This is a genomic window from Paenibacillus sp. PvR098, assembly GCF_017833255.1.
In the GTDB taxonomy this organism is placed as follows: domain Bacteria; phylum Bacillota; class Bacilli; order Paenibacillales; family NBRC-103111; genus Paenibacillus_G.
In genome coordinates this window covers 3,176,108-3,197,662 of the sequence record NZ_JAFIBU010000001.1, presented here as the reverse complement: position 1 = coordinate 3,197,662, position 21,555 = coordinate 3,176,108, and the positions used below count along the sequence as shown (strand labels likewise).

Below are 21,555 nucleotides of genomic sequence, written 5' to 3'. Positions count from 1 at the left end.
CTTGCTTTTTCCTCCTTAGGCATGAGTAAAATCTGTTTTAGAAAAATAACCTGTCGAATCGAATCGGATCTCTTCCGGTTCCCCGACGACTTCAATATGAGACTGATTGAGAATTTCTGGCAAAAGTGATTCTGAAACATATAAATATTCCAAATGAAGCGTGTTTGGAATGCGGATGATTCTGGCCTGCTCCGGTTCTACGCCCCAATTGGAGCGAAGTGCAGCATTCAAGGCCTCACGGTCGTTGTCGAGTACGATCGGCACGGCTGCTCGAGTCAAGAACGTGCTGGTGATGACATTCTCATTCATCTTTTGAAAATCAATTTGATCAAATAGACGTTTGGTGGTTAAATCCGCAAGCCCGATACCCAGCGCATTCCCATGCGATTCCTCGCTGACATCACTCGCGACAATATATTTGATACGCGGACTGCTGGGCTCAGGAACGCCCAAAATTCGGATACGCCCGATAATGTTCGTATCCATCCCGGTGCCGCTGTAGTTTTTTCCAATCTCGTCAACAACAAGAACATCGATATCTTCTACAGGAAGCTTGGGCATGAGAGCTGCTGATTGCTGCAGCAGCTCTTTTTCCCTTTGCTGTATTAATGGTGTTGGGATGGCCTCAATGATGGCGGTTTGTTCAAAAGCATTTTCCACAATGCCGACGCCGCACACAATATTCACCTGCTGGAGCATCACCTTTGCGACCTCCGGCATCATGTCACGAATCCCGTGCACCCCGTAGCTGTGAATCAGCAGCGCTTGCTTATGCTTGCCCATGCCGATCGCGGCCATTTTCATTAAACCGCTCTCAATACCGATCGGCGATTTGAAATCGGTATGAACCTTGATTCTTCCCATGAGCAGGACGCCGTCAGCTTCTACGGCATATTTATCTACATAGACCGGCATCCCCTGGGGAGTTTCACCTACTTGGACCACATCCATGGAAGATAGAATAGGCGCGCCGCAAAATGCTTCCGTAACGCCTAAGCTCTCTAGTACTTCGATCTGCCCTTCGGCTGTCGCACCGCCGTGACTTCCCATCGTTGGAATAATGAAGGGGACTGCGCCTAGCTTGTTCAGCTCTTGTACTGCCGCTTTCACGATGAACGCGATATTGGCAATCCCCCGGCTTCCCACAGTAATCGCAATGCGTTGTCCCGGCCTGATCTTTTCAGCCAGGCTAACCTTTGCGAATTCCTGCGAGATGGCCGCATCAATGTCGGTTACAACAGGTCCGGTAAATCGCTGCTTAATTTTAACCCACTTTGGAAATTGCATGGTTTAAACAGCACCTCTCTAATCCAAATAGTGTATTCTATATCTCTCTAAAAAATGGCTCGATAATGCACTTATTTAAATAATGAGGGCAAGAAAAGAGAAATTTTAGGAATATAAGTGATGATTAAGATATCGATAATAAGTACGAACAAGAAAGGAACCAATGGTCTCATAATTTGGTCTAGTCGAATACCTGCAATTTGACAAGCGACAAATAGATTCACGCCGACAGGAGGTGTAACCATTCCCATAGCCAAGTTGACAATCATGATCATACCGAAATGAACGGGATCGATTCCAAGTGCGATTGCTACAGGCGTCAACAATGGAGCCAGGATGATAATCGCTGCGGAAGTTTCAAAGAACATACCCACGAACCAAAGCAATAAGTTGATCAAGAACAAGAAAACAAGAGGACTATCGGAAATCGAGGTGAAGAATGCTCCGATTTCTTGCGGAACCTGTTCACGCGTCAATATCCAACCAAACATGCCGGCATTCGCAATGATGATCATGATAATCGACGTTGTAATGGAGGACTTGGCGAAGATGTTCACAAGGTCCTTCCATTTCAGTTCCTTATACACAAACACCCCTATGATAAACGCATAGACTACGGCAACAACGGACGCTTCCGTCGGTGTAAACAAACCGCCGTAAATTCCCCCAAGAATGATGACGGGCATAAGAAGCGCCAGTAAAGCTTCCTTGAACGCTTTTGCTACCGCTGTCACGGAGAATGTTCCTTCTCCTTTATAGCCTTTCCGTTTGGAAATATACCAGCAAGCTAAAATCAGAGAGAGTGAAATCATAAGGCCGGGTAAAAAACCAGCCAAGAACAAATCGCCAATGGATACGCCGGCTGAAATACCAAACAGAATCATCGGGATCGATGGAGGGATGATTACCCCTAGTTCACCCGATACGGCTTGGTTAGCCGCAGCGAACCTGATATCATAACCGCGTTTTACCATGGCCGGGATCAGGATGGACCCGATCGCCGCTGTCGTAGCGGCACTAGAGCCCGAAATGGCAGAAAAGAACATGGCCGTTACGACGGTCACAATGGCCAGACCGCCCGTCATGCTACCCACGAGCGAATTAGCCAGATTGACTAATCGACGAGATATTCCGCCTGTTTCCATGAGGGAACCGGCTAAAATAAAGAAAGGTATAGCCATCAGCGGGAAGACGTCCAAAGCAGCAAACATACGCTGAATAAGAACGAGCAGAGGCATATTTCCATCGCTGAGAATTGCTACAGCAGAAGCAAGTCCCAATGATAAGGCTACCGGTACGCTGAGCAGCAGCATAATAAATAAAGAAACAATCATTATCAGCGCCATCGTTATTCACTCCCCGAAAATACTTCTTTTTGCAGTCCGGCTTTCCCTTTAATCGTTTCCAACAGCACGGCTATCGCGTTTAAGAGCATGAATATACCGCTAATAGGAAGTGCTGCATAAGGAATCGACATAGGGATTCGCAGGCTTGGGGAGACTTGTGCCGAAACATGACCCAGCATCATGAATCCGTAATAAATAAGGATAATAAAGAAAAACAAGGTCACAATGGTAACCAGGATACGGACGATCCGACTCGCGGTTGGGCTCAACCGTTCCACAATGGCTTCCACACCGATTAACGCACTGTAACGGACTGCTAAAGCTGTCCCCAAAAAGACGAGCCAAATCATACTGTATCGCGCCAGTTCCTCGGACCAGTCCGGCAAGTGAAGTTCAAAATATTTTGCCGCGAAGCGGGTGACCACCTGAAAGGTGACAGCAATGGTCATAATGCCCAACAGCAGCGCACACAAATAACGCACTCCGACATTTAACCTGTCAATGAGTTTAATGATTGTATCCACACGTTCTCACCCTGTTCTAATCTAGATTGGGAATGGCGGATAAGATTCTCATCCGCCACAGTAGCCGTTGCAACTTATTGCACATTCCGAATTTTTTCAATTAGCTCTCCGAACTCTGGCTCGTATTTATCATAAACCGGTTTCACGGCATCTATGAAAGACTGAATGTTCGGTGTTTCGATAATTTTCATACCCTTTTGGCTCAACTCGGCGAGATATTCCTTCTCCATGTCTTGTACAACTTGACGCTCGTAATTTCCTGCTTCCACTGCAGCTTCGCTAAGCGCTTTCTGTTGTTCCGGTGTCAGGCTGTTAAATGTGCTCTTGGAGATCATAAGCAGCGACGGTGAGTAGAAATGGCGAGTCAAGGTCATATGCTGTTGAACTTCATTGAACCGGGAGGTGTAAATGACCGGAACAGGATTTTCTTGCGCATCGATTACACCCTGCTGAAGCGCGGTAAACAGCTCTGTAAAGGACATTGGAGTCGGCTGAGCGCCAAAGGCCTTAAAGGTATCGCTGTGAATCGGATTTTCCTGAATGCGGATTTTAATGCCTTTCAGATCTTCAGGCTTAGTAATGGCAGCGGATTTATTCGTCACACTACGAAATCCATTCTCCCACCAGGCCAGCGTCGTTACGCTCGGTAATTTGTCTTCCACTTTCTTGCGCAGATCTTGTCCAACTTCACCGTCGAATACTTTATGTGCATGATCGGCGTCACGGAACAAGAAAGGCAAATCTACGACGCTAATTTCCGGAACGAACCCGTTCATAGGTGCCGTCGAAGTCAGCACCATATCCAGGCTGCCTACATTCAAGCCTTCGATCATATCGCGCTCACCGCCAAGGGATCCGTTCGGAAATAATTGAAGCGTAACTTCGCCGTTGGATTTTTGCTCAACCAATTCTTTAAACTTTTCCATCCCTTTTTGATAATGGGACGTATCCGCAAGCGTATGACCTATTTTCAGAGCAACCTTTTTCGCTCCTCCGTCAGTGGAGCCCTGCGACTGCCCACCTCCGCCGCATGCGGTTAACGTTAGAATGGCTGCCAGTGTCAAAACAGGAATTAGTTTTTTCATCATGTTACCCCCTGATACATTTTATAAAGAAATCGTTTTCATAATTAAAATACACGAAGTTGTTGAAAATTACAATACCTATTTTTGAAAAAAATGATGAGAAATAAAACACTATTATATTTCGCATCAATTATTTTTCAAAATAGAACAATTAAATGGTGGATTTATCCAGTTTTAGTGACTTCTAATGAGACGAGGTAGGGCGATTTTTAGATTTTATTTTCCATTTGTGTAGTAAAGCAACATTTTTAAAAACAAAAATGTCACCCTAACCGTTCAAAGGTGATATACACCCGCCAAACGGTTCAAGTGACATTGTAAAATAAGTCTTTACATGCTAATAGATTAGCCTTGGTTATTGGTTTAGTTCAATTTCCTTGATTTTACGCCACAGAGTCGAACGGTTAATGCCTAATCGTTTGGCTACCGACGTTTGATTATGATTTTCTTCTTCCAGGACTTTGGAAATAATTTCTTTCTCCAATTGATCTAATGTTTTGCCCGCAATATCAACACCTTGAACATGCGGTTGGTGGTTTGCATTCATATCCATTTCCTCTAAAAAAGGCAGCACATCCTTCAATTCGATGAAAGGGCCTGACGTAAATACACACATTCGTTCAACCATAAGCTCTAATTCCAACACATTTCCCGGCCATGAAGCTTGTATTAATCTGTTTTGCACCTCTTCCCGACAGCCCACAATCTGTTTTCCGATTTTCAGATTGGCCGATACGATAAACCAACGGATCAATTCCCGAATATCTTCTCTGCGTTCCCTTAAAGGGGGAATAACAATTGTCCCCCCATTCAAAAGGTAGTACAAATCTTCACGGAATCGGCCTGATTCCACGAGTTCATGCAGGGAATTGGGGTGGGCGGCAATGATACGAACATCTATAGGGATTGTTTTTCCGCCATTTTGACGGGAAACCTTCTTCTCCATTAAGATGTTAATTAACTTGGCTTGCAGTGAAAGTGATAATTTTCCGATGGCATCAATGAATACCGTTCCGCCATGCGCAATCTCAAAGATCCCCGGTACCTGCTCCTGATGATCTCCCAGTAGTTTCAGCTCCGTGTTTTTTTCGTTAAAAGCCTCGCAGTTAATAAATAGAAACGGCTGTTTTTTTCGTCCGCTTGCATTGTGAATCGCCTGAGCCAGACTGTGCTTGCCTGTTCCCGGTTCACCGTAAATCAATAGAGGTGAGTTTGATTTACTAAATTGTTTGGCCGTTCGGATCACCTCTTTCATGGCTGGGGAACTGGCAACGAGGTGATTGAAATGCTTGGTCGCCCGCGAGCTTTTAAGCGATTGCTTTTGACGAACCAGACTCTCCGTTTCTTGGATGTCACTTACCGTCTGCAGAATCGTCAGCTCGCCGGGCAGGTTTCCCTGAACGGCTATAGTGCTTTTGTTCAAAATCACGGTATCACCGTTCATTTCGATGATTTCCTTTATATCTGTTCCACTTTGCGCACCATGGGAAACACCTAATGCAGGATGAATTCCCCGAAGCTTTTGTACTGTAGCTTGTTCTTTCGGAAGGTCAAGCAATTTCTCCGCTTTGTCGTTTAGCACCTGAATTTGACCATGTTCATCCATGACAAGAATGCCATCCGGGTAATCCTGTACAATCGATTCATATAATTGACGAAGTGTTCTCTCCTTCTTCGTATAATACGCTACCTTCTCGGCTTCTTTTAAAGCCTCTTCAACCGACTCTCTCCCTGAAGTGATCAAAATGGCCTTTAATCCCATTTGAGATGCCGTATATGTGGATATCCGGTCCCCGATAATAACTTGGATGTTTTGGTCTATGGCTGAACGGATTTGGCCTTCAATCTCCATTTCCGTACTTATGGGAAAGAAAGTAAGATCCATCTCAAGCAGTTTGCCTACTACATCGGCACCTTGAATGGTATTCCGATAACTCATGACTCCAATTTTCTCAGGATATCCCTTGATCAGCGTTAGCGTCCGTAAGATATCATAGCCAGAAATTTTCACATCTACTACGGGAAGCTGACAGTGATCCTGCAGTAATATGGCTGTTGCTCCTCTGCTAATAATCACATCATAGCCCTTATTTTCATTTTCTTTGGCTATGGCCAAGCCCTTGTATAAATCGCCTACCTCGACATGGATGTTTTTTTGAAGGTCCTCGTTGACTTCCAGAAACAATTCTTTCAATCCTTGGTAAGGCGCGATCACTAATATTTTGTTCATAGGGGACCTCCAAATGCGGTGTGTTGCAATTTCATACAATCATTGTAGCCCAACTAGTACTAGGATTCAATACGGACAATATCAGCAATCCATATCACAGGCAGATTGGGGCAAAAAAAAACAGGCTCGTTGTATGAAGTGCGAGCCTGTTTTTTATTATTTCAAGAAAACCCATATACGACCCAAATTAAATTTTAAATTTCTGAACTATTTCCTGAAGCTCCTCGGCCATCTTGGCCAATGACGCGGCAGATGCATTGATTTCCTCAGACGAAGAAGACTGGTTGTCCACGGAAACGGAAACTTGCTGGGTTTTAGATGCGTTTTCCATAGAAATATGAGCGATTTGATTTATGCTAGAAGCAATTTGATCAATGGGTGCCATCATGTGTTGAGCAGCTTCATAAACATCTTGCATTTGTACGGTTACGTCATTAACCGAATGTTGCGCGATCGGGAAATCTGGGCAATTTCCGCTGCACACGTGGCTGCCGGATGCTATGGAAGGTCCGACGCCGATCAGTGCTCTGATTCATGCTGCTACGATGGTTGCCGCCGGTGTTTATCTCGTGGCACGGACACCCTACTCTACGCAGCGGCAAGTGGTTTCATCCATTACAGTAAAGCCATTAATTTGACCATATCCGGTTTTGGTTTTGGTAAAGGGATGGGTTCTTGGGGATCGAGGGAAATAGGCGTGTGATGCTCGTTGTGAAACTCCCTCAAAAGAGCTTGGAGGATCTGTTGGACTGCCTTTTCGAAATCTTCCTCATCTACAACGGACGACGTTCGTGTTTCTTTCTCTCGTATGGCATCCAGGATATAATCCAAGCCCTTTGATTTAATGTGGCTATGGAGCAGGGTGTACTGTTCCTCTAACCCACTCAGATGACGATCGGCTTTTTCGATAAAAGCCTCTTTGCAGAATCGAGCCAGACGACGGTTTCTCAGCAGTTGTTTATAAAATGTCAACAAACGATCCGCTTTGCCTTTGCTTTCGAAGTCACTGGAGTTTAATTGAAAAACAATGGATCCAGCTTTCTTCACGTATATCAGCTCCTGATTAGGACGGCCTGCCGGTTCAGGCGTTCTTCGGCGTCATCATGATTTTTAGAAAGCAATAAACCGAATTTCAGGAATCCTCTGGCGTTGGCTATTTGATAATCCTCGATAACGGTGATGTCTTTAATAAATGTTTTGAACCAAGGTTCCATGACTTTGACACCGCCGCCCGTCAAAATAACCATGTCAAACTTGCTGCGGTTTCTCCAACGGATTTGAAGCTCATTAATGATATATTCCGCCGTTTCACGGACTATGGTTTCCTTAACCTCTTTAATAGGGATGGTAAGACGTTTTGAGACTTGGTAATCATCACAATCGAATTGGATCTCTACGCTTTTAGGTGTCGCATAAGCATCCGGGTTCTCGGAATTGATGAAATCCGCAAGGCGTTGATATATTTCATGAAGCCCTACCGGAATCGTATGACGATCCTCCGGGATGGCTCTTAACGAATCAATTCCGTCACAATCTGTCGTACCGGAACCGATATCTACAATGCCGATATAAGAAGTTCCGATCTCTTGTCGGTCGATATGTCCCTCGTCATCAATGTATAAGTCCAGGATACTCCCCAGCGGCTGAGGCAAAATTTTGCATTCCTTTACGTTAATGACTTTAAGACGATCATTCATTAGGACACTGTGTCTGCCCTTGAATATACGAGCGAGTTCCTCCTCCCGCTTTGTACCCTTTTCCCGCGAAGGACAACCGGTGACAAGAAAAACGTCAAATGCTCCTTCTTCCTCTTGGATCAGGCTGGCCAAGCCAAATTGACTTAATAACTTGTAATATTTTTGAGCATATCGGTCTTCGCTTGTATAGGTGGAAAGGAACTTGCCTTTGGCTAAATTCACCGCATGGCCCCACATATAACGTTCTCCCTCGTATAGACTGGACTCAAACTCACTGTATTTGATATCGCCTACTCCCGTGGAGTCCTCCCTTTTCACACTATCTTTCGTAAGAAATCCACTTGGAAGCACTAATCCTTTGACATCATTGCTGTATCCTTTAAAATACCCGTTCCCATGGTCTATCCCCATTACAGTGAGCTTGCTCATTTGTATCCCTCCATGTCATGAATGTTCAGGTGATGATTGAGTATACAAAAATAATATGCAATGGGGGAAAGGATGTGACAAATACCTAGAGTCTTGACATGAAACCAAATGGTGTCGTAGCATCTAATGCATAAACCATTTGGTTTCATAAATCCGATGACAAATAGGATAGTTTGGGAAATGTGGTCACAAAATATAATGCGGAGTTATTCATCAATGAACCTGGAGGTAAGTCTATGGAAAGTAAAAATCAAAATACATTGCCGGACATCCGTAAGATGCAGCTGTTGAACGCCCCGATTCAAAAAGTGTGGGACGCCGTGGCGACATCGGAGGGAATCTCGGCATGGTTCATGCCTAATGATTTTCAGCCTGTAGTCGGACATGAGTTTCACCTGGAAGCAGGTGCATTCGGGAAGTCTCCTTGCACAGTAACTGAAATCGATCCGCCTCACCGTCTTTCTTTCAAGTGGGGCAAAGATTGGACCCTCACCTTCGAATTAATGGAGAAGGGTAATCAAACCGAGTTTACGCTGATCCATTCCGGCTGGGATGCGGACAAGGCAACCGAATTCGGGCAAACACACGCGATGATTCGCGAACGGATGGACAATGGCTGGGTTGGCCTTCTCAAGACGCTGAGCGAGTACGTCGAGGCTTAATATGGCGGCCCCTTCACCAAAGCATGATGTTTTTCAAGCCATCGCTGATCCGACCGCCGGCAGCTGCTCCAATTGCTTGTCGATCAGGAGCTGCCTGTGACCGTCATCAGCGGATACTTTCCGATGAGTCGGACGGCCGTGTCCAAGCATCATAGCAAAAAGAGAGGTGCGCAGCGCTACCTCTCTTTTTGCTATGATGTTTATCTGGTTGCCCAAGGTGATTTACTTGCCGTTCATAACCTCTGCCAGAATTTCATAGGATCGCAATCGGGCTTGATGATCATAGATTTGGGCCGTCACAATCAATTCGTCGGCTTGTGTTTGTTCAAGATAAACTTCTAATTGCTCCCGCAGCATCTCTTGATTCCCGGCAACAGTAAAGCTCAGCTGTTTTTGAACCATCGCTTTCTCATGGGCGCCCCACAGAGAATCCATGCTATCGACCGGTGGATTTAGCTGGCCGGGACGACCGCGGATGAGGTTAAGAAACTGCTGTTCCTGCGAAGTGGCCAGCTTCTTAGCCTCTTCAACGGTATCGGCTGCAATAACGTTCATGCCGATCATGGCGTAAGGCTTATCCAGCGCTTCTGAAGGACGGAAGTTGCTGCGGTACAGCTCCAACGCTTGCAGGATATAATCCGGTGCGAAATGGCTGGCGAAAGCGAAGGGAAGACCAAGCTGGCCCGCTAACTGCGCACTAAAGCCGCTGGAGCCCAGAAGCCAGATCGGGATATTCAAGCCCTCACCCGGGACGGCTCTTACCCCCATCGGGCGTGATCCCATAGACGGATTCAAGTAAGCCCGAAGCTCGCTTAACTGTTCAGGAAAATCATGGCCGTCGCTCCCCAAACCACGTCGCAGGGCACGGGCTGCCGGCTGGTCTGATCCCGGTGCTCTTCCTAATCCAAGATCAATACGGCCCGGGAATAAGGATTCTAAAGTTCCGAACTGCTCGGCAATCACCAAGGGCGCATGATTGGGCAGCATGATTCCGCCGGAGCCCACCCGGATTTTTTCCGTACCGGCAGCGACATGTCCAATGACAAGCGATGTGGCTGAGCTGGCGATCCCTGTCATGTTGTGATGCTCTGCAAGCCAGTAACGGTGATAGCCCCATTTCTCGGCATGACGTGCAAGGTCGAGTGTATTTTTAAAAGATTTTGCCGCCGTGCTGCCTACGACAATGGGTGCAAGATCCAAAATAGAAATGGGAATTTCTCGAATTCGTTTAGGTGCATTGCTGCTTTCTGACATTGCAGATTCCCCTTCCGGCTGGAATGTAACTTCATTTATGAAGAGTTCCAGTTTTTTATTATTTACTGTATATCGATTTCCCAGTAGTTAAATTTATTTATTGGTATATCTAATTTTTTAGATATACCAACCGCGATAAAACATGGATGAATTTCCAATGAGGCAAGAAAACTCAGCCATGTATCTTGGGAAGCTATGCTATAGCTGGTCCTTGATATAACCGGCCAGCTCTTGAAGAGCCGGTTCGTTTCGTCTGTAGTATGTCCATTGGCCGTGACGAGTCGCCTCCAGCAGACCCGCTCTCTGAAGCATCAACAGGTACTGGGAAACCGTCGATTGCGATAAGCCGGCCTTTTCTTGAATGTGACCGACACAAACCCCGATTTTCTTATTGTCACCGCCTTCTTGCAAGGGAAAGTGTTTGTCAGGCTCCTTCAACCATTGGAGAATTTGCAGACGTGTTTCGTTCGACAGTGCTTTAAAAACGAGTATTGGGTTCATGCCTCTCATTATATCTTGAAACCTCGATGTGTCAATATACGTTGAGCTTGCGTTACATCATATCATCGGAGTGAGCCTCTCTATAAACTGAGATTAGCACAAGGGCGGGGTCTTCTCCGATATTGGTTACTTTATGGGGAACACTGGCATTCCAGCTGAAGGAATCTCCTTCTTCCAGCACCGCCTGATCTTCTCCCTGCTCTGCTAAGATTGTTCCCTTTAAAACGAAATGGCACTCCTCTCCTTCATGAGCATGGGGGTTGTCCCCGGTTGTGGCTCCCAGAGGAAACTCCACGATCATCATGCGCAGGCCTGCTTTGGCAGAGAGAAGTTCTACGTTTAATTTTTCTTTGCCTGTGGTAGTCCGCTCCCTTTCTTCTTTCCGGGTCACGTGCATACGTTCATCTTTTTGCAGCAGTAAATAAGGGAGAGGAACTTTGAGAAAAGCAGCAATGCTCTCTAAAGTAGCAATGGAAGGGGAGGTTTTATTATTTTCCACATTACTGATAAAACCCTTGGAAAGTCCGGTTCCTTCGCACAGCTGCGGAATGGTCAGTTTTTTTCTTTTACGTATTGCACGAATTGTAGCTCCAATATCCATACGGAACGCCCCTTGGTTTATTGTTAAATATATATTATTCATATTACCAAACAAATGATTGACAGTACAAACGTGGGATGGTATTTTTAAGTTAACAAATATGAACTAAAGTTTTGTATAAGAATACCAATTCCTTAAATATCCTAAGTAAAGGAAGGATTCCGATGTCTGCACACTATAAATATGAGGTTATATTGCCCCAGGGCTATAACCCTGTAACGAAGTATCCGGTCATTTTCGCCATGCATGGGAAAGGGTCTAATGAACTAAATATGATTCCTTTACTTGATGGTTTAAAAGAAGATTTTATCGTGATCAGCATTCGTGGTGACCTCCCCTTGGGGAGTGGGTATGCTTATTTCCATATTAAAAGCATCGGCAATCCGATTCGCGAACTCTTCGATCAAGCGGTACAGCGGTTGGAGCAATTTATGGGTTATGCTACGAATAAATACGCTATTGATCCTGCTCGCCGCTATCTTCTCGGCTTTAGTCAGGGGGCCATTCTGTCGATGTCGCTGGCCCTCGTCATGGGAGAACAAATCAAAGGAATCGTGGCCTTGAATGGATATATTCCATCATTTGTGAAAAACGAGTATCCGATTCAAACGGTAAAAAAGTTGTCCGTCTTTATATCTCATGGCGAATTTGACCCCATTTTTCCGAGGCAGCTTGGTGATGACAACCATGACTATCTCCGTCAAGTATCCGATCATGTCACCTACAGAACTTATGCAGCCGGCCATGAAGTGACCCTTGAGAACAAAAGAGACTTTACCATTTGGCTGCAGCAGAATGCGATGACTATAACATCATAAAGGAGCTTTTGCTATGCTACCATCCTTTTTTATTGGCCATGGCGCCCCGTCGCTTGCATTAGAGAATAACCCATATACCACCTTTTTGAAGGAGTTGGCTTCCCAGCTTCCCAAGCCTAAAGCCATCGTTTTATTCTCCGCTCACTGGGAGAGCGGGGAACTACAGGTGTCCGGGTCAGCGGCGTACGAAACGATCTATGATTTTTCCGGTTTCCAGAATGAGCTGTATCAAATGCAATATCCTGCTCCCGGTGATCTGGCCCTCGCGAGCGAAGTTCAAGCTTTATTCCAAAAGGAGAATATCCCGGCGGGAATCGATCCCGTTCGGGGCTTGGATCATGGCGCTTGGGTCGTCCTGCATCTGCTCTATCCGGATGCGGATATTCCGGTGATCGCTCTATCCGTAAACCGTCATTTGACGAATGCTGAACAATACCGTATCGGCAGGGCATTGTCCTCACTTCGAGAGAAGGATATATTGATCATCGGAAGCGGAGGCACGGTTCATAACTTACGAAGATTGGAATGGGGAGCATCCCATATCAACCCGTGGGCAGCAGAATTTGATCAATGGCTTGAAGACAAACTGACCGCGTGGGATGTGGAATCATTATTTCGATATCACGAAATCGCACCGTATGCTAAAGAAGCGGTTCCCACGCCTGAGCATTTTATCCCGCTGTTATTAGCGATGGGCAGCGGCGATTCCAATCAAAAGGCGACGCTGCTGCATCGGAGCTATCAGTACGGCAACCTCAGTTTAAGCGCTTGGAAGTTTGAATAAATGGAATACATCTCATACATGATGAGCCCAAGGGCTCATTTTTTTTGAGCTCAAGATGGATTGGCTTCATTGACAGAAATACATGCCGAACCTATAATTGCTATAGCAATTAAATGGGGAGGTCCATTCTTGAATATTGATCATTCCTTAGGTTTCATTATAAATCATGCTGGCCGCAGATTAAGTCATCTGCTCTCGCTTCATTATCAGCCTTATGCCATTACAACAGAGCAATGGACGGTATTGAACCGGTTGGCGGAGCAGGATGGAATTAGTCAAAAGGATTTAGCCCAAAGAGCGGAAAAAGACCAGACTAACATCACAAGAATATTAGACCAGCTGGAGCGCAAAGGTCTCGTCGAAAGAAGGCCGAACGCCGTCGATCGGAGATCCTTTTTAACGTTCATTACAGACAAAGGAAAATCGGTAAACGAGGTGCTGCTGCCTGTCGAAAAAGAGGTCATAAACTCGGCCTTACAGGGTTTGTCGAAGGAAGAAATTGACCTTCTTAGAGTCATGCTGAACCGGATTACCAGAAATGCCAACCGAATCATTAATGAGGTGGAGGAACAACTTTGAACAGGGAACAAGGCTTATGGAATCGCGATTTTGTTGCTGTATGTTTCAGCAGCTTTTTTTTATTTATGACGTTTTATATTTTGGCCGTCACGCTTCCGATCTTTGTTACGGATTCATTAATGGGAGGACAAGAGCAAATCGGGCTGGTCATGACCGTGTTTGTAATTGCGGCCGTTATTTTTCGGCCTCTGGCGGGCAAATGGATTGACGAGTTTAATAAACGGAAAATCATTATTTTATCGCTGGCGCTGTTTATGGGCTGCACCGCCGTCTATGCGCTTGTCGATCATTTCTATGCTTTGCTTGTCTTACGGTTTCTGCACGGCATCGGGTTCGGAATGGCCGCGACGGCGACAGGAGCGATTGCCATTGGATTGGTTCCAGATCATCGCAAAGGGGAAGGGATCGGCTATTTTAGCCTGTTTATGAGTCTTGCCATGGTGATCGGGCCTTTTTTGGGGCTGACCGTGATGGAGCATTTTAATGATGCTGTTTTATTCGGGTTCTGTGTCGTGCTTGCTTTATTATCATTTATTTGCGGGATCATGGTAAGGATCCCCGAACAGGAAGAGCGGAAGAAAACGGAACGTGCCACGGGCTGGAGGAAGTTTATCGAACCGGAGGCGCTGCCTATTTCGTTAGCTGGAAGTATTCTGGCTTTTTCCTACGGAGCGATCACCACTTTTATATCCGTGTATGCGATTGACATGGGGATGGGGTCCTATGCAAGTTATTTTTTTATGATTTTTGCTGCAATGATTGTCGTATCCAGACCCTTTACGGGAAAAATATTTGACCGGTTAGGACCTCATGTTCTGGTTTACCCGGGCATCGTACTGTTTTCGCTAGGCATGATCGGATTAAGCCTGGCTCAAACGCCGCTTGTGTTTTTGATGACAGGGGGGATCATCGGGCTCGGGTTTGGCGCGCTTCTCCCAAGTTTCCAAACGATAGCGGTTCAATCGGCCCCGAATCATCGAAGAGGAGTGGCAACGGGCACCTATTTTGTCCTGTTTGATACCGGCTACGGCCTGGGCGCTTATCTTCTAGGCATTGTGGCAGCCAGCACCAGTTATCATACGATGTATTTCATCGCTGGTCTGGTTGTTGCTTGTACGGCAGTCATTTATTATGGCTTGCATCATCGGAAAGTCAACCTCATGAAGTCGGGAAGTACGGTAAATAAAAAGGCAATTTGAATGGAATACATCTAGAGGAGCTAGTCATGAACGTGATGATTGTGATCTTATGTTTAATTTGGGGATTTAATTGGGTTGTGATGAAGCAGGCGAATACCGTTTTCCCCCCGGTGTTGTTCGCAGGTTACAGGTTCGGATTGGGTGCGGCGGTGCTGCTGATCTTTTATGTGTATAAACGAGTTCCGCTACCGGATAAAAAGGACTGGAAGTGGATCATCGCGTGCGGTCTCCTGCACACCACCTATTTCAATATTGCCATACAGCTGGCTTTAAATGACATGAGCGCCGGATTAACTTCCGTTCTGACGTACAGCATGCCGCTGTGGCTTACCGTCATGGCCCATTATTGGATCCCGGGGGAGCGGTTAACCCTCGCCAAAACGGCCGGGGTGATATTGGGAATAGCCGGGTTGTTTTTAACTCTCGATGTACATTTGGGAGGGGGATACAGCGTCTTTTTTCTGGCACTATCATCGGGTGTTACATGGGCGGTATCCACAGTCATTATGAAAAGGAAATTAGTTCATTGCGATAATATGCAGTTTACGACATGGCAGATGGCTGTGGGGGCCGCAGGTCTCTTCCTGTATTCATTTCTCTTTGAGCATACGGAAAGTGACTGGGGGATCATGCCTGTCCTGTATATTGTATTTGCGGGAGTTGTCGCATCGGCGTTTGCTTTTATTCTGTGGTATCGTATCCTATCGACATTAGAAGCAAGCAAAGCATCCGTCTCGCTGCTGATGGTTCCGGTGGTCGGAGTACTATCGGGGGTTCTTGTTCTGAACGAGAGTCTTAAGCCTGCAACCTTGGGCGGTATCGTCTGTATTCTTGCCGGGGTGTGGCTTGTTAACTCGAGAAAAGGGGAGCGTCGCAGGAAAAATAGAGGGATGAATTATCATACGGATAGTGATACACTTTAAACAGTTTAAGCACTTTAGGTGACCCGAACAGAGGGAGGGGCTTAAAGTGCTTTGTTGTTTGAGCAAGCAGCTGATTAACAGCAATCAAGAAGAGTCGGAGGGTCTACTTGCTATGAAGATCAAGATTTTATTGCTAGCCCCATATAGAGGATTGAAGGAACTAGCTTTAAGCCTTGCTTCGGAACAAAATGATTTTGATATCACGGTAAGGGAAGGCGATCTTGAAGAAGCGTTGGCCATCTATAGGCATTTGGAAAACGAAGGGTACCAAATGGTTATAAGCCGCGGAGGAACGGCTAATCTTCTCCGGGATCATGTGCCACAGCCAGTGATTGAAATCCCTTTATCAGGCTTCGATATTCTTCGGACATTAACCTTAATCAAAGACTATAAGGGAAAGCTGGAGATGGTGGCTTTTCCGAATATTTGCGATGGAGTCATTGCGGTTTCCCACCTGATGGGGATCGATATTCCTTATACCGTGATTCATGAAGAGTCACAAGTCGAGGGGATTATTCTGGAAGCGAAAGAAAAGGGCGTCCAGGTGGTTGTGGGAGATACCGTGACCATAAGAATGGCCAAGAAGCACGGCTTACAGGGGGTCTTGATTACTTCAGGCAGAGAGTCTGTTATTGAAGCCTTCCATCACGCGAAGCAGGTATATCAGGTGCTCTCACGCAGCGATAAGAAAATTCAGGCTTATGAAGTGCTGCTCAATGAACTGAAGGAAGGCATTGCGATTGTGGACGAGCAGGGGAGGATCAGATTTTCCAATCCTAGCTTTCATCGGTTTGTGCAGCTTTTCGGAGAGCAGGCAAACCCATCTTTAATTGAATTGTTTCCCGATTGGATCGCCATAGTGCAAACCGTGAATGAAAATAAAAAGGCGATATCCTATGTGAATGCTGGCGGTCAGCAGCTGCAGTGGACCATGGGGATTTTTGAAGAGGACAAGCATCAGCGGCTGTATTATATAAAAATGAAATCGCTGCGGGCCGCAGGGGATGAGCTGGAGATTCAATATGAGGAGCCGCCTATCATTTCGTTTACTCAAATCTTAGGATCAGCCAAGGCAGGCAAGAAAGCCGTCGAGAAAGCGAAGCAAGCGGCCGCCGAGCGCCTCATTACCCTGTATGGGGAAGAAGGAACAGGGAAAAAATATATTGCGGGTGCCATTCACGGGTCGCTTGGACCGGGGAACGGATTGTTTATCGAAGTGGATATCAAGGCAGGCACTCCCGGCGCTCTTTCCGGATTAAAAGACGCACTATCAGGGGGCGAAGCCGGATCGGTCTATCTGAAAGGGCTGGATAAATTTGACCATTCCAGTCAGTCCGTCATCAGCCGGCTGCTGGAGCGGGAGACCTATAAGTTTATCCTATCCTTCAGGGAATCCTCGAAGGCCATGCTCGATCAAGGAATCCTATGCGAAGAGCTGTATCGCCTCATCTCGGCCCATGAAATTTATATTCCGCCCTTACGTGAAAGGCTGGAGGATCTGGATGAGTATATCCGCTATTTTATCGGGAAATATAATGAAAAGTATGGAAAGCAAATTGTCGGGATCCGGGAAGAGGTACTGGAGAAGCTGTCTGAATATGCTTGGCAAGGCAACCTGGAAGAGCTTGAACATATGGTTGATGCCTTCGTAAGGTTGTCGGAAGGACAATATATCGAAGAGCCCGTGTTGTCCCTGCTGTCCATGCCAATGCATTCGGACAAGGTCAAAAATACAGCACGAGGCGATGTCATGGAAATCGATATCGGCCAAACGCTTGAGGAGATTGAGTACGAGATTATCGGGAGAGTTCTTACCGAGGAGAACATGAATCAATCCAGAGCGGCCAAGCGGCTGGGCATTACGCGAGCTACATTGTGGAGAAAGCTGAAAGCAACCAAAACTAACCAAGGTGTTTAAAAAATAAACACCTTGGTTAGTTTTTTTGTTTTTATGGTCTAATAATGATTTTTATGTTGATTTTTTTAACACTTTGATTTATGATTGAGATGAAAATGAAAGCGGTTTTAATATACTTGTATAATATTTAAACATTCCAGGAGGTTTCATCATGAAAATCAAAGCAACCTTAGAACGCATCCCGGGGGGGATGATGGTCGTACCCTTGCTGCTGGCTGCAACTATAAATACGTTTGCGCCTGATTTATTAAGGATCGGAAATTTCACACAGGCGTTGTTCGTTAACGGCGCTTCGACGTTGATTGCTCTGTTCCTTCTTTGTGCAGGAGCCCAAATCAATCTTAGAAATGTTGGAGTTTCCTTAGGCAAAGGCGCAACCTTATTGACCATCAAATGGTTAATCGGAGCCTTATTCGGTTTAGCGGCTTTTTTGCTGGCCGGACCTAACGGATTATTCCTTGGATTGGCGCCTATCGCCATTATTGCGGCAATGACCAACAGTAACGGCGGCCTCTACATGGCGGTTGTCGGTCAATACGGGAAAGAAGACGATAAAGCGGCGTATTCCTTGCTGGCGCTGAATGACGGCCCGTTTTTGACGATGGTGGCTTTATCGATTTTTGGAGCGATGGGATTTGTTGAAGGTATGTTTTCGTTTGTATCCTTCGTTTCTGTGTTACTTCCGATTGTGGTAGGGATGGTGCTTGGGAATCTGGATCCCGAAATGAGGACATTTTTTGCGAAGGGCAGCAATATGTTAATTCCGTTCTTTGCGTTCGCATTGGGTATGGGAATTGACTTCAACGCCATTATCAATGGCGGGATCAGCGGGGTTATGCTGGGTGTGGCCACGGTCCTATTTACAGGCTTGGGCGGTTACCTCGTATTTAAAGCGATCGGCTGGAACCCTATTGTCGGAGCGGCCGAAGGTTCTACGGCAGGCAACGCCGTAGCAACGCCTGCAGCCATCGCCGCCGCCAACGCCGCATTCGCTCCGATGGCCGAATTGGCCACAGTGCAAGTCGCCGCAAGTGTGGTAACGACAGCCATTCTGATGCCGATTTTTATTGCGTTCCTCGTGAAACGTTTGGAAAAGAAGGGACAACTTGAAAAGTATGGAATTCAAAGAGGAGAGGCGGCTCAGCAGTAAGCTGCAGCTGCCCGGAACTTACTCCAAGAGAGGTGAAGGCGTTGAAATTAGCGATGATTGCTGATGATTTGACCGGGGCTAATGACAGCGGAGTGCAGCTGGCTCGTTACGGATTGAATACGTCAGTGCTGTTCGAGCCAGATGTAACGGCAATCCATCAGGAAGCGGTTGTTATCGATACGGACAGCCGCTGGTTACCCCGGAGTCAAGCGTACGATAAGGTAAAAGAAGTATCGCAGGTACTCAAATCCGGCAGCTTTGATGTGATTTATAAAAAAGTCGATTCTACCCTGAGGGGAAATCTTGGAGCGGAGATCGACGCTTTATACGAAGTATTCCGCCCGGACTTTGTCGTGATTGCACCTGCTTATCCAAAGAATGGCAGAAAAACGATCGATGGCTATCACTATCTTCACGAGAAACCTTTGAGTGAAACGGAAATCGCAAAAGATCCGAAAACGCCTGTTCGCGATTCCTTTATTCCGAGCATTATTCAAAGTCAGTCGGAGCAGCCGATCGCCTTGGTTACTTATGAGGAGCTGCGTTCTGGATTGGAAGCTGTTCAGGCGAAGCTTATCCAGTGTCAGGAAGATGGAATCCGATATGTCGTATTTGATGCCGAAGAGGAAGAGGATTTAAGGCGTATTGTTCAAACGATGGCCCGCATCGGCCGCTCCGTTTGTTGGGTAGGCTCGGCAGGACTTGCCAACTATTTGCCGGAAATCTACGGGCTGCAAACGAAGGAGATCGAGCTTGACATTCAGCGAGATCAAAAGCCTGTGCTGCTCGTGGTCGGCAGCGTAAGCCCAACCACCCGAAAGCAGCTGGACATTGTCGTTCAACAGCCTCATATTAAAGGAATAGAGCTCCGGTCTTCCTTGCTTGTAGCCGATAATGCATCACGCAAGGCAGAGATGCAAAGGGTGTATGAGGAAGCGAAGAGGGCACTGGATGATCGGCATGATATTGCTCTCTTTTCCTCAGGAAGACCTGAAGATATTGAAGAGGCACAGCGGCTGGGGAAAAAGAACGGGATGGACGAAAGCGCTGTGAGCAATTCGATATCCGGGGCGCTGGGAACAGTGACTTCATGGCTCATCGAAGCCTGTGAAATCAAGGGCATGGTGTTAACCGGAGGCGATACGGCGAAGCAGGTCTGCATGCAGCTGGGCGTGACCGGATTTCATCTCATTGCCGAAGTGGAAATCGGCATCCCGCTTGGCCGCACCATTGGAGCTAAGCCCATGTATGCCATCACCAAAGCGGGGGCATTCGGTACGGACTTATCGCTGCTCAATTCCATACAAAAGCTCAAGGGGGAATGAACCATATGAAACCAGTCATAGGTATAACGATGGGCGATGCTTCAGGCATTGGTCCGGAAATTATCGTGAAAGCTCTGCAATCCGCTCAGGTGTACGATCAATGCAAGCCGGTTGTCATAGGCGATTACAAAATTCTGGAGCGGGCCAGAAAAGTGGTGCAGGCGGACGTGAACATTCGTAAAATTAGTCAGCTTAGCGAGGCTGTATTCCAGCACGGCATCATCGATTGTGTTGATTTGGATATTTTGCCGGAAGACTTACCGTTTGGGCAAGTGTCGAGTGAAGCGGGGAACGCGGCCTTCCAATTTATTAAAAAGGCAGTGGAGCTCGCCAAGGCGAAGGAAATTCATGCGATTTGTACGGCTCCCTTGAATAAAGAAGCCCTTCATAAAGGAGGACATCTGTATCCGGGTCATACCGAAATCCTGGCCGAATTAACTGATACTGAGGATTATTCTATGCTGTTATCCTCACCGAATCTCAAGGTCATCCATCTCACCACTCACGTGGGATTGATTAAAGCGATCGAAATGATTAATCCGGAAAGAACGTATACGGTCGTTAAGCTGGCTCATGAGACGCTGACCCGTGCGGGGAAATCCCAGCCGAAAATTGCGGTATGCGGGATTAATCCCCATGCCGGTGAGAATGGATTGTTCGGGAACGGGGAAGAAGAAGAGAAGTTGATTCCGGCCATCGAGAAGGCTAAAGCAGAGGGCATGGATGTCACAGGACCGTACCCGGCCGATACGTTGTTTTTCCGTGCGGTTCGCGGCGATTTTGACATCGTTGTGGCCTGCTATCACGACCAAGGTCACGGACCTATTAAGGTATTGGGATTGGAAGAAGGGGTTAACATTACGGTCGGGTTAAAAGGCGGAATCATTCGCACCTCGGTAGACCACGGAACCGCTTTTGATATTGCAGGTAAAAATGTTGCCGATGAACGAAGCATGTTAGCGGCCATTCGGGATGCCATTGAATTAGCTCCTAAGGATATGTAATAAAGAGCCTGTGTTCCGAATATAGGAACACAGGCTCTTTCTTGACCATCCGATAATATATAGCGTATCATGGATGTAATTGTATACAGCATGGGGGTCTGAGGAATCGGACTGAGAGTACGGCTGGTTCGCCGTTAACCATTTGAACCTGTTGGGTCATGCCAGCGTAGGGAGAGGTGAGGGAACGCACTTTGCTATGGGCAAGGTGTGTTTTTTGTTAGCTGAGGGCAGGGGGAGGA

Annotated in this window: 21 protein-coding genes, 2 pseudogenes and 1 riboswitch; of the genes and pseudogenes, 12 read left to right on the top strand and 11 right to left on the bottom strand. The window is 46.5% G+C overall.

Annotated features, from left to right (window positions below):
- Window positions 1-15 precede the first annotated feature (15 nt).
- From JOE45_RS15870 to JOE45_RS15845, 6 genes are all read right to left on the bottom strand, one after another.
- Complete coding sequence (locus JOE45_RS15870; RefSeq protein WP_210019325.1) at window positions 16-1,287, bottom strand: nickel pincer cofactor-dependent isomerase, group 22; 1,272 nt, start codon at window positions 1,285-1,287, stop codon at window positions 16-18.
- A gap of 71 nt (window positions 1,288-1,358) precedes the next feature.
- Window positions 1,359-2,633: a TRAP transporter large permease gene (locus tag JOE45_RS15865; RefSeq protein ID WP_210019326.1), complete on the bottom strand. Its 1,275-nt coding sequence runs from the start codon at window positions 2,631-2,633 to the stop codon at window positions 1,359-1,361.
- 2 nt (window positions 2,634-2,635) lie between these two features.
- Window positions 2,636-3,157, bottom strand: a complete 522-nt coding sequence (locus JOE45_RS15860) for a TRAP transporter small permease (RefSeq protein ID WP_210019327.1) — start codon at window positions 3,155-3,157, stop codon at window positions 2,636-2,638.
- 74 nt (window positions 3,158-3,231) lie between these two features.
- A complete protein-coding gene (locus tag JOE45_RS15855) occupies window positions 3,232-4,245 on the bottom strand; it encodes a TRAP transporter substrate-binding protein (RefSeq protein ID WP_245247031.1) in 1,014 nt (337 codons plus the stop codon).
- 352 nt (window positions 4,246-4,597) lie between these two features.
- Window positions 4,598-6,472, bottom strand: a complete 1,875-nt coding sequence (locus JOE45_RS15850; protein WP_210019328.1) for a PrpR N-terminal domain-containing protein — start codon at window positions 6,470-6,472, stop codon at window positions 4,598-4,600.
- 187 nt (window positions 6,473-6,659) lie between these two features.
- Window positions 6,660-6,890 (bottom strand): hypothetical protein, encoded by a 231-nt coding sequence (locus tag JOE45_RS15845; protein WP_210019329.1) that lies wholly within the window; start codon window positions 6,888-6,890, stop codon window positions 6,660-6,662.
- A gap of 34 nt (window positions 6,891-6,924) precedes the next feature.
- On the opposite strand from JOE45_RS15845, the pseudogene JOE45_RS15840 reads away from it, so the two are divergent.
- Window positions 6,925-7,095, top strand: a pseudogene (locus JOE45_RS15840) (proton-conducting transporter transmembrane domain-containing protein); the annotation flags it as partial.
- On the opposite strand, the gene JOE45_RS15835 reads toward JOE45_RS15840, so the two are convergent.
- Both JOE45_RS15835 and JOE45_RS15830 read right to left on the bottom strand, forming a co-directional pair.
- A complete protein-coding gene (locus tag JOE45_RS15835; protein WP_210019330.1) occupies window positions 7,088-7,519 on the bottom strand; it encodes a hypothetical protein in 432 nt (143 codons plus the stop codon). The pseudogene JOE45_RS15840 and the gene JOE45_RS15835 sit on opposite strands and share 8 nt — an antisense overlap.
- Window positions 7,520-7,524: 5 nt before the next feature.
- The gene (locus JOE45_RS15830; RefSeq protein ID WP_210019331.1) at window positions 7,525-8,598 is read right to left on the bottom strand and encodes a ParM/StbA family protein; all 1,074 of its coding nucleotides are present in this window, start codon (window positions 8,596-8,598) and stop codon (window positions 7,525-7,527) included.
- Between the two features lie 236 nt (window positions 8,599-8,834).
- Between JOE45_RS15830 and JOE45_RS15825 the strand changes: the two genes are divergently transcribed.
- Together JOE45_RS15825 and JOE45_RS23600 are read left to right on the top strand one after the other, a co-directional pair.
- Window positions 8,835-9,260 carry an SRPBCC family protein gene (locus JOE45_RS15825; RefSeq protein ID WP_210019332.1) on the top strand — a complete coding sequence of 142 codons (426 nt, stop codon included), beginning with the start codon at window positions 8,835-8,837 and terminating at the stop codon, window positions 9,258-9,260.
- A 1-nt stretch (window position 9,261) separates the two neighbouring features.
- A pseudogene (locus tag JOE45_RS23600) lies at window positions 9,262-9,410 on the top strand (ArsR/SmtB family transcription factor); the annotation flags it as partial.
- 72 nt (window positions 9,411-9,482) lie between these two features.
- On the opposite strand, the gene JOE45_RS15815 reads toward JOE45_RS23600, so the two are convergent.
- From JOE45_RS15815 to JOE45_RS15805, 3 genes are all read right to left on the bottom strand, one after another.
- On the bottom strand, window positions 9,483-10,514 hold the full coding sequence (locus JOE45_RS15815; RefSeq protein ID WP_210019334.1) for an LLM class flavin-dependent oxidoreductase: 1,032 nt from the start codon (window positions 10,512-10,514) through the stop codon (window positions 9,483-9,485).
- A gap of 198 nt (window positions 10,515-10,712) precedes the next feature.
- A complete protein-coding gene (locus JOE45_RS15810; protein ID WP_210023273.1) occupies window positions 10,713-11,015 on the bottom strand; it encodes an ArsR/SmtB family transcription factor in 303 nt (100 codons plus the stop codon).
- Between the two features lie 52 nt (window positions 11,016-11,067).
- Entirely contained in the window at window positions 11,068-11,616 is a 549-nt protein-coding gene (locus JOE45_RS15805; RefSeq protein WP_210019335.1) for a helix-turn-helix domain-containing protein, read from the bottom strand.
- Window positions 11,617-11,780: 164 nt separating this feature from the next.
- On the opposite strand from JOE45_RS15805, the gene JOE45_RS15800 reads away from it, so the two are divergent.
- The 9 genes from JOE45_RS15800 (at window position 11,781) to pdxA (ending at window position 21,316) form a co-directional block, all read left to right on the top strand.
- Window positions 11,781-12,434: an alpha/beta hydrolase gene (locus tag JOE45_RS15800; RefSeq protein WP_210019336.1), complete on the top strand. Its 654-nt coding sequence runs from the start codon at window positions 11,781-11,783 to the stop codon at window positions 12,432-12,434.
- Window positions 12,435-12,447: 13 nt separating this feature from the next.
- A complete protein-coding gene (locus JOE45_RS15795; RefSeq protein WP_210019337.1) occupies window positions 12,448-13,218 on the top strand; it encodes a dioxygenase family protein in 771 nt (256 codons plus the stop codon).
- A 129-nt stretch (window positions 13,219-13,347) separates the two neighbouring features.
- Window positions 13,348-13,797 (top strand): MarR family winged helix-turn-helix transcriptional regulator, encoded by a 450-nt coding sequence (locus JOE45_RS15790; RefSeq protein WP_210019338.1) that lies wholly within the window; start codon window positions 13,348-13,350, stop codon window positions 13,795-13,797.
- Window positions 13,794-14,996, top strand: a complete 1,203-nt coding sequence (locus JOE45_RS15785; protein ID WP_245247030.1) for an MFS transporter — start codon at window positions 13,794-13,796, stop codon at window positions 14,994-14,996. The genes JOE45_RS15790 and JOE45_RS15785 overlap by 4 nt, the downstream gene beginning before the upstream one ends.
- 26 nt (window positions 14,997-15,022) lie before the next feature.
- Complete coding sequence (locus JOE45_RS15780) at window positions 15,023-15,919, top strand: DMT family transporter (RefSeq protein ID WP_210019339.1); 897 nt, start codon at window positions 15,023-15,025, stop codon at window positions 15,917-15,919.
- Window positions 15,920-15,965: 46 nt separating this feature from the next.
- Complete coding sequence (locus JOE45_RS15775; RefSeq protein WP_210019340.1) at window positions 15,966-17,837, top strand: sigma-54-dependent Fis family transcriptional regulator; 1,872 nt, start codon at window positions 15,966-15,968, stop codon at window positions 17,835-17,837.
- Between the two features lie 151 nt (window positions 17,838-17,988).
- The gene (locus JOE45_RS15770; RefSeq protein WP_210019341.1) at window positions 17,989-18,987 is read left to right on the top strand and encodes a 2-keto-3-deoxygluconate permease; all 999 of its coding nucleotides are present in this window, start codon (window positions 17,989-17,991) and stop codon (window positions 18,985-18,987) included.
- Window positions 18,988-19,028: 41 nt separating this feature from the next.
- Entirely contained in the window at window positions 19,029-20,312 is a 1,284-nt protein-coding gene (locus JOE45_RS15765) for a four-carbon acid sugar kinase family protein (protein WP_210019342.1), read from the top strand.
- 5 nt (window positions 20,313-20,317) lie between these two features.
- Complete coding sequence (pdxA, locus tag JOE45_RS15760) at window positions 20,318-21,316, top strand: 4-hydroxythreonine-4-phosphate dehydrogenase PdxA (RefSeq protein ID WP_210019343.1); 999 nt, start codon at window positions 20,318-20,320, stop codon at window positions 21,314-21,316.
- 80 nt (window positions 21,317-21,396) lie between these two features.
- A riboswitch (TPP riboswitch) is annotated at window positions 21,397-21,506 on the top strand.
- Window positions 21,507-21,555 lie beyond the last annotated feature (49 nt).

Coding starts and splice junctions, on each gene's coding strand:
- JOE45_RS15870 (WP_210019325.1), bottom strand. CDS start 1,287: ATGCAATTTCCAAAGTGGGTTAAAATTAAGCAGCGATTTACCGGACCT.
- JOE45_RS15865 (WP_210019326.1), bottom strand. CDS start 2,633: ATGGCGCTGATAATGATTGTTTCTTTATTTATTATGCTGCTGCTCAGC.
- JOE45_RS15855 (WP_245247031.1), bottom strand. CDS start 4,245: ATGATGAAAAAACTAATTCCTGTTTTGACACTGGCAGCCATTCTAACG.
- JOE45_RS15850 (WP_210019328.1), bottom strand. CDS start 6,472: ATGAACAAAATATTAGTGATCGCGCCTTACCAAGGATTGAAAGAATTG.
- JOE45_RS15845 (WP_210019329.1), bottom strand. CDS start 6,890: ATGCAAGATGTTTATGAAGCTGCTCAACACATGATGGCACCCATTGAT.
- JOE45_RS15830 (WP_210019331.1), bottom strand. CDS start 8,598: ATGAGCAAGCTCACTGTAATGGGGATAGACCATGGGAACGGGTATTTT.
- JOE45_RS15825 (WP_210019332.1), top strand. CDS start 8,835: ATGGAAAGTAAAAATCAAAATACATTGCCGGACATCCGTAAGATGCAG.
- JOE45_RS15815 (WP_210019334.1), bottom strand. CDS start 10,514: ATGTCAGAAAGCAGCAATGCACCTAAACGAATTCGAGAAATTCCCATT.
- JOE45_RS15810 (WP_210023273.1), bottom strand. CDS start 11,015: ATGAACCCAATACTCGTTTTTAAAGCACTGTCGAACGAAACACGTCTG.
- JOE45_RS15805 (WP_210019335.1), bottom strand. CDS start 11,616: ATGGATATTGGAGCTACAATTCGTGCAATACGTAAAAGAAAAAAACTG.
- JOE45_RS15800 (WP_210019336.1), top strand. CDS start 11,781: ATGTCTGCACACTATAAATATGAGGTTATATTGCCCCAGGGCTATAAC.
- JOE45_RS15795 (WP_210019337.1), top strand. CDS start 12,448: ATGCTACCATCCTTTTTTATTGGCCATGGCGCCCCGTCGCTTGCATTA.
- JOE45_RS15780 (WP_210019339.1), top strand. CDS start 15,023: ATGAACGTGATGATTGTGATCTTATGTTTAATTTGGGGATTTAATTGG.
- JOE45_RS15770 (WP_210019341.1), top strand. CDS start 17,989: ATGAAAATCAAAGCAACCTTAGAACGCATCCCGGGGGGGATGATGGTC.
- pdxA (WP_210019343.1), top strand. CDS start 20,318: ATGAAACCAGTCATAGGTATAACGATGGGCGATGCTTCAGGCATTGGT.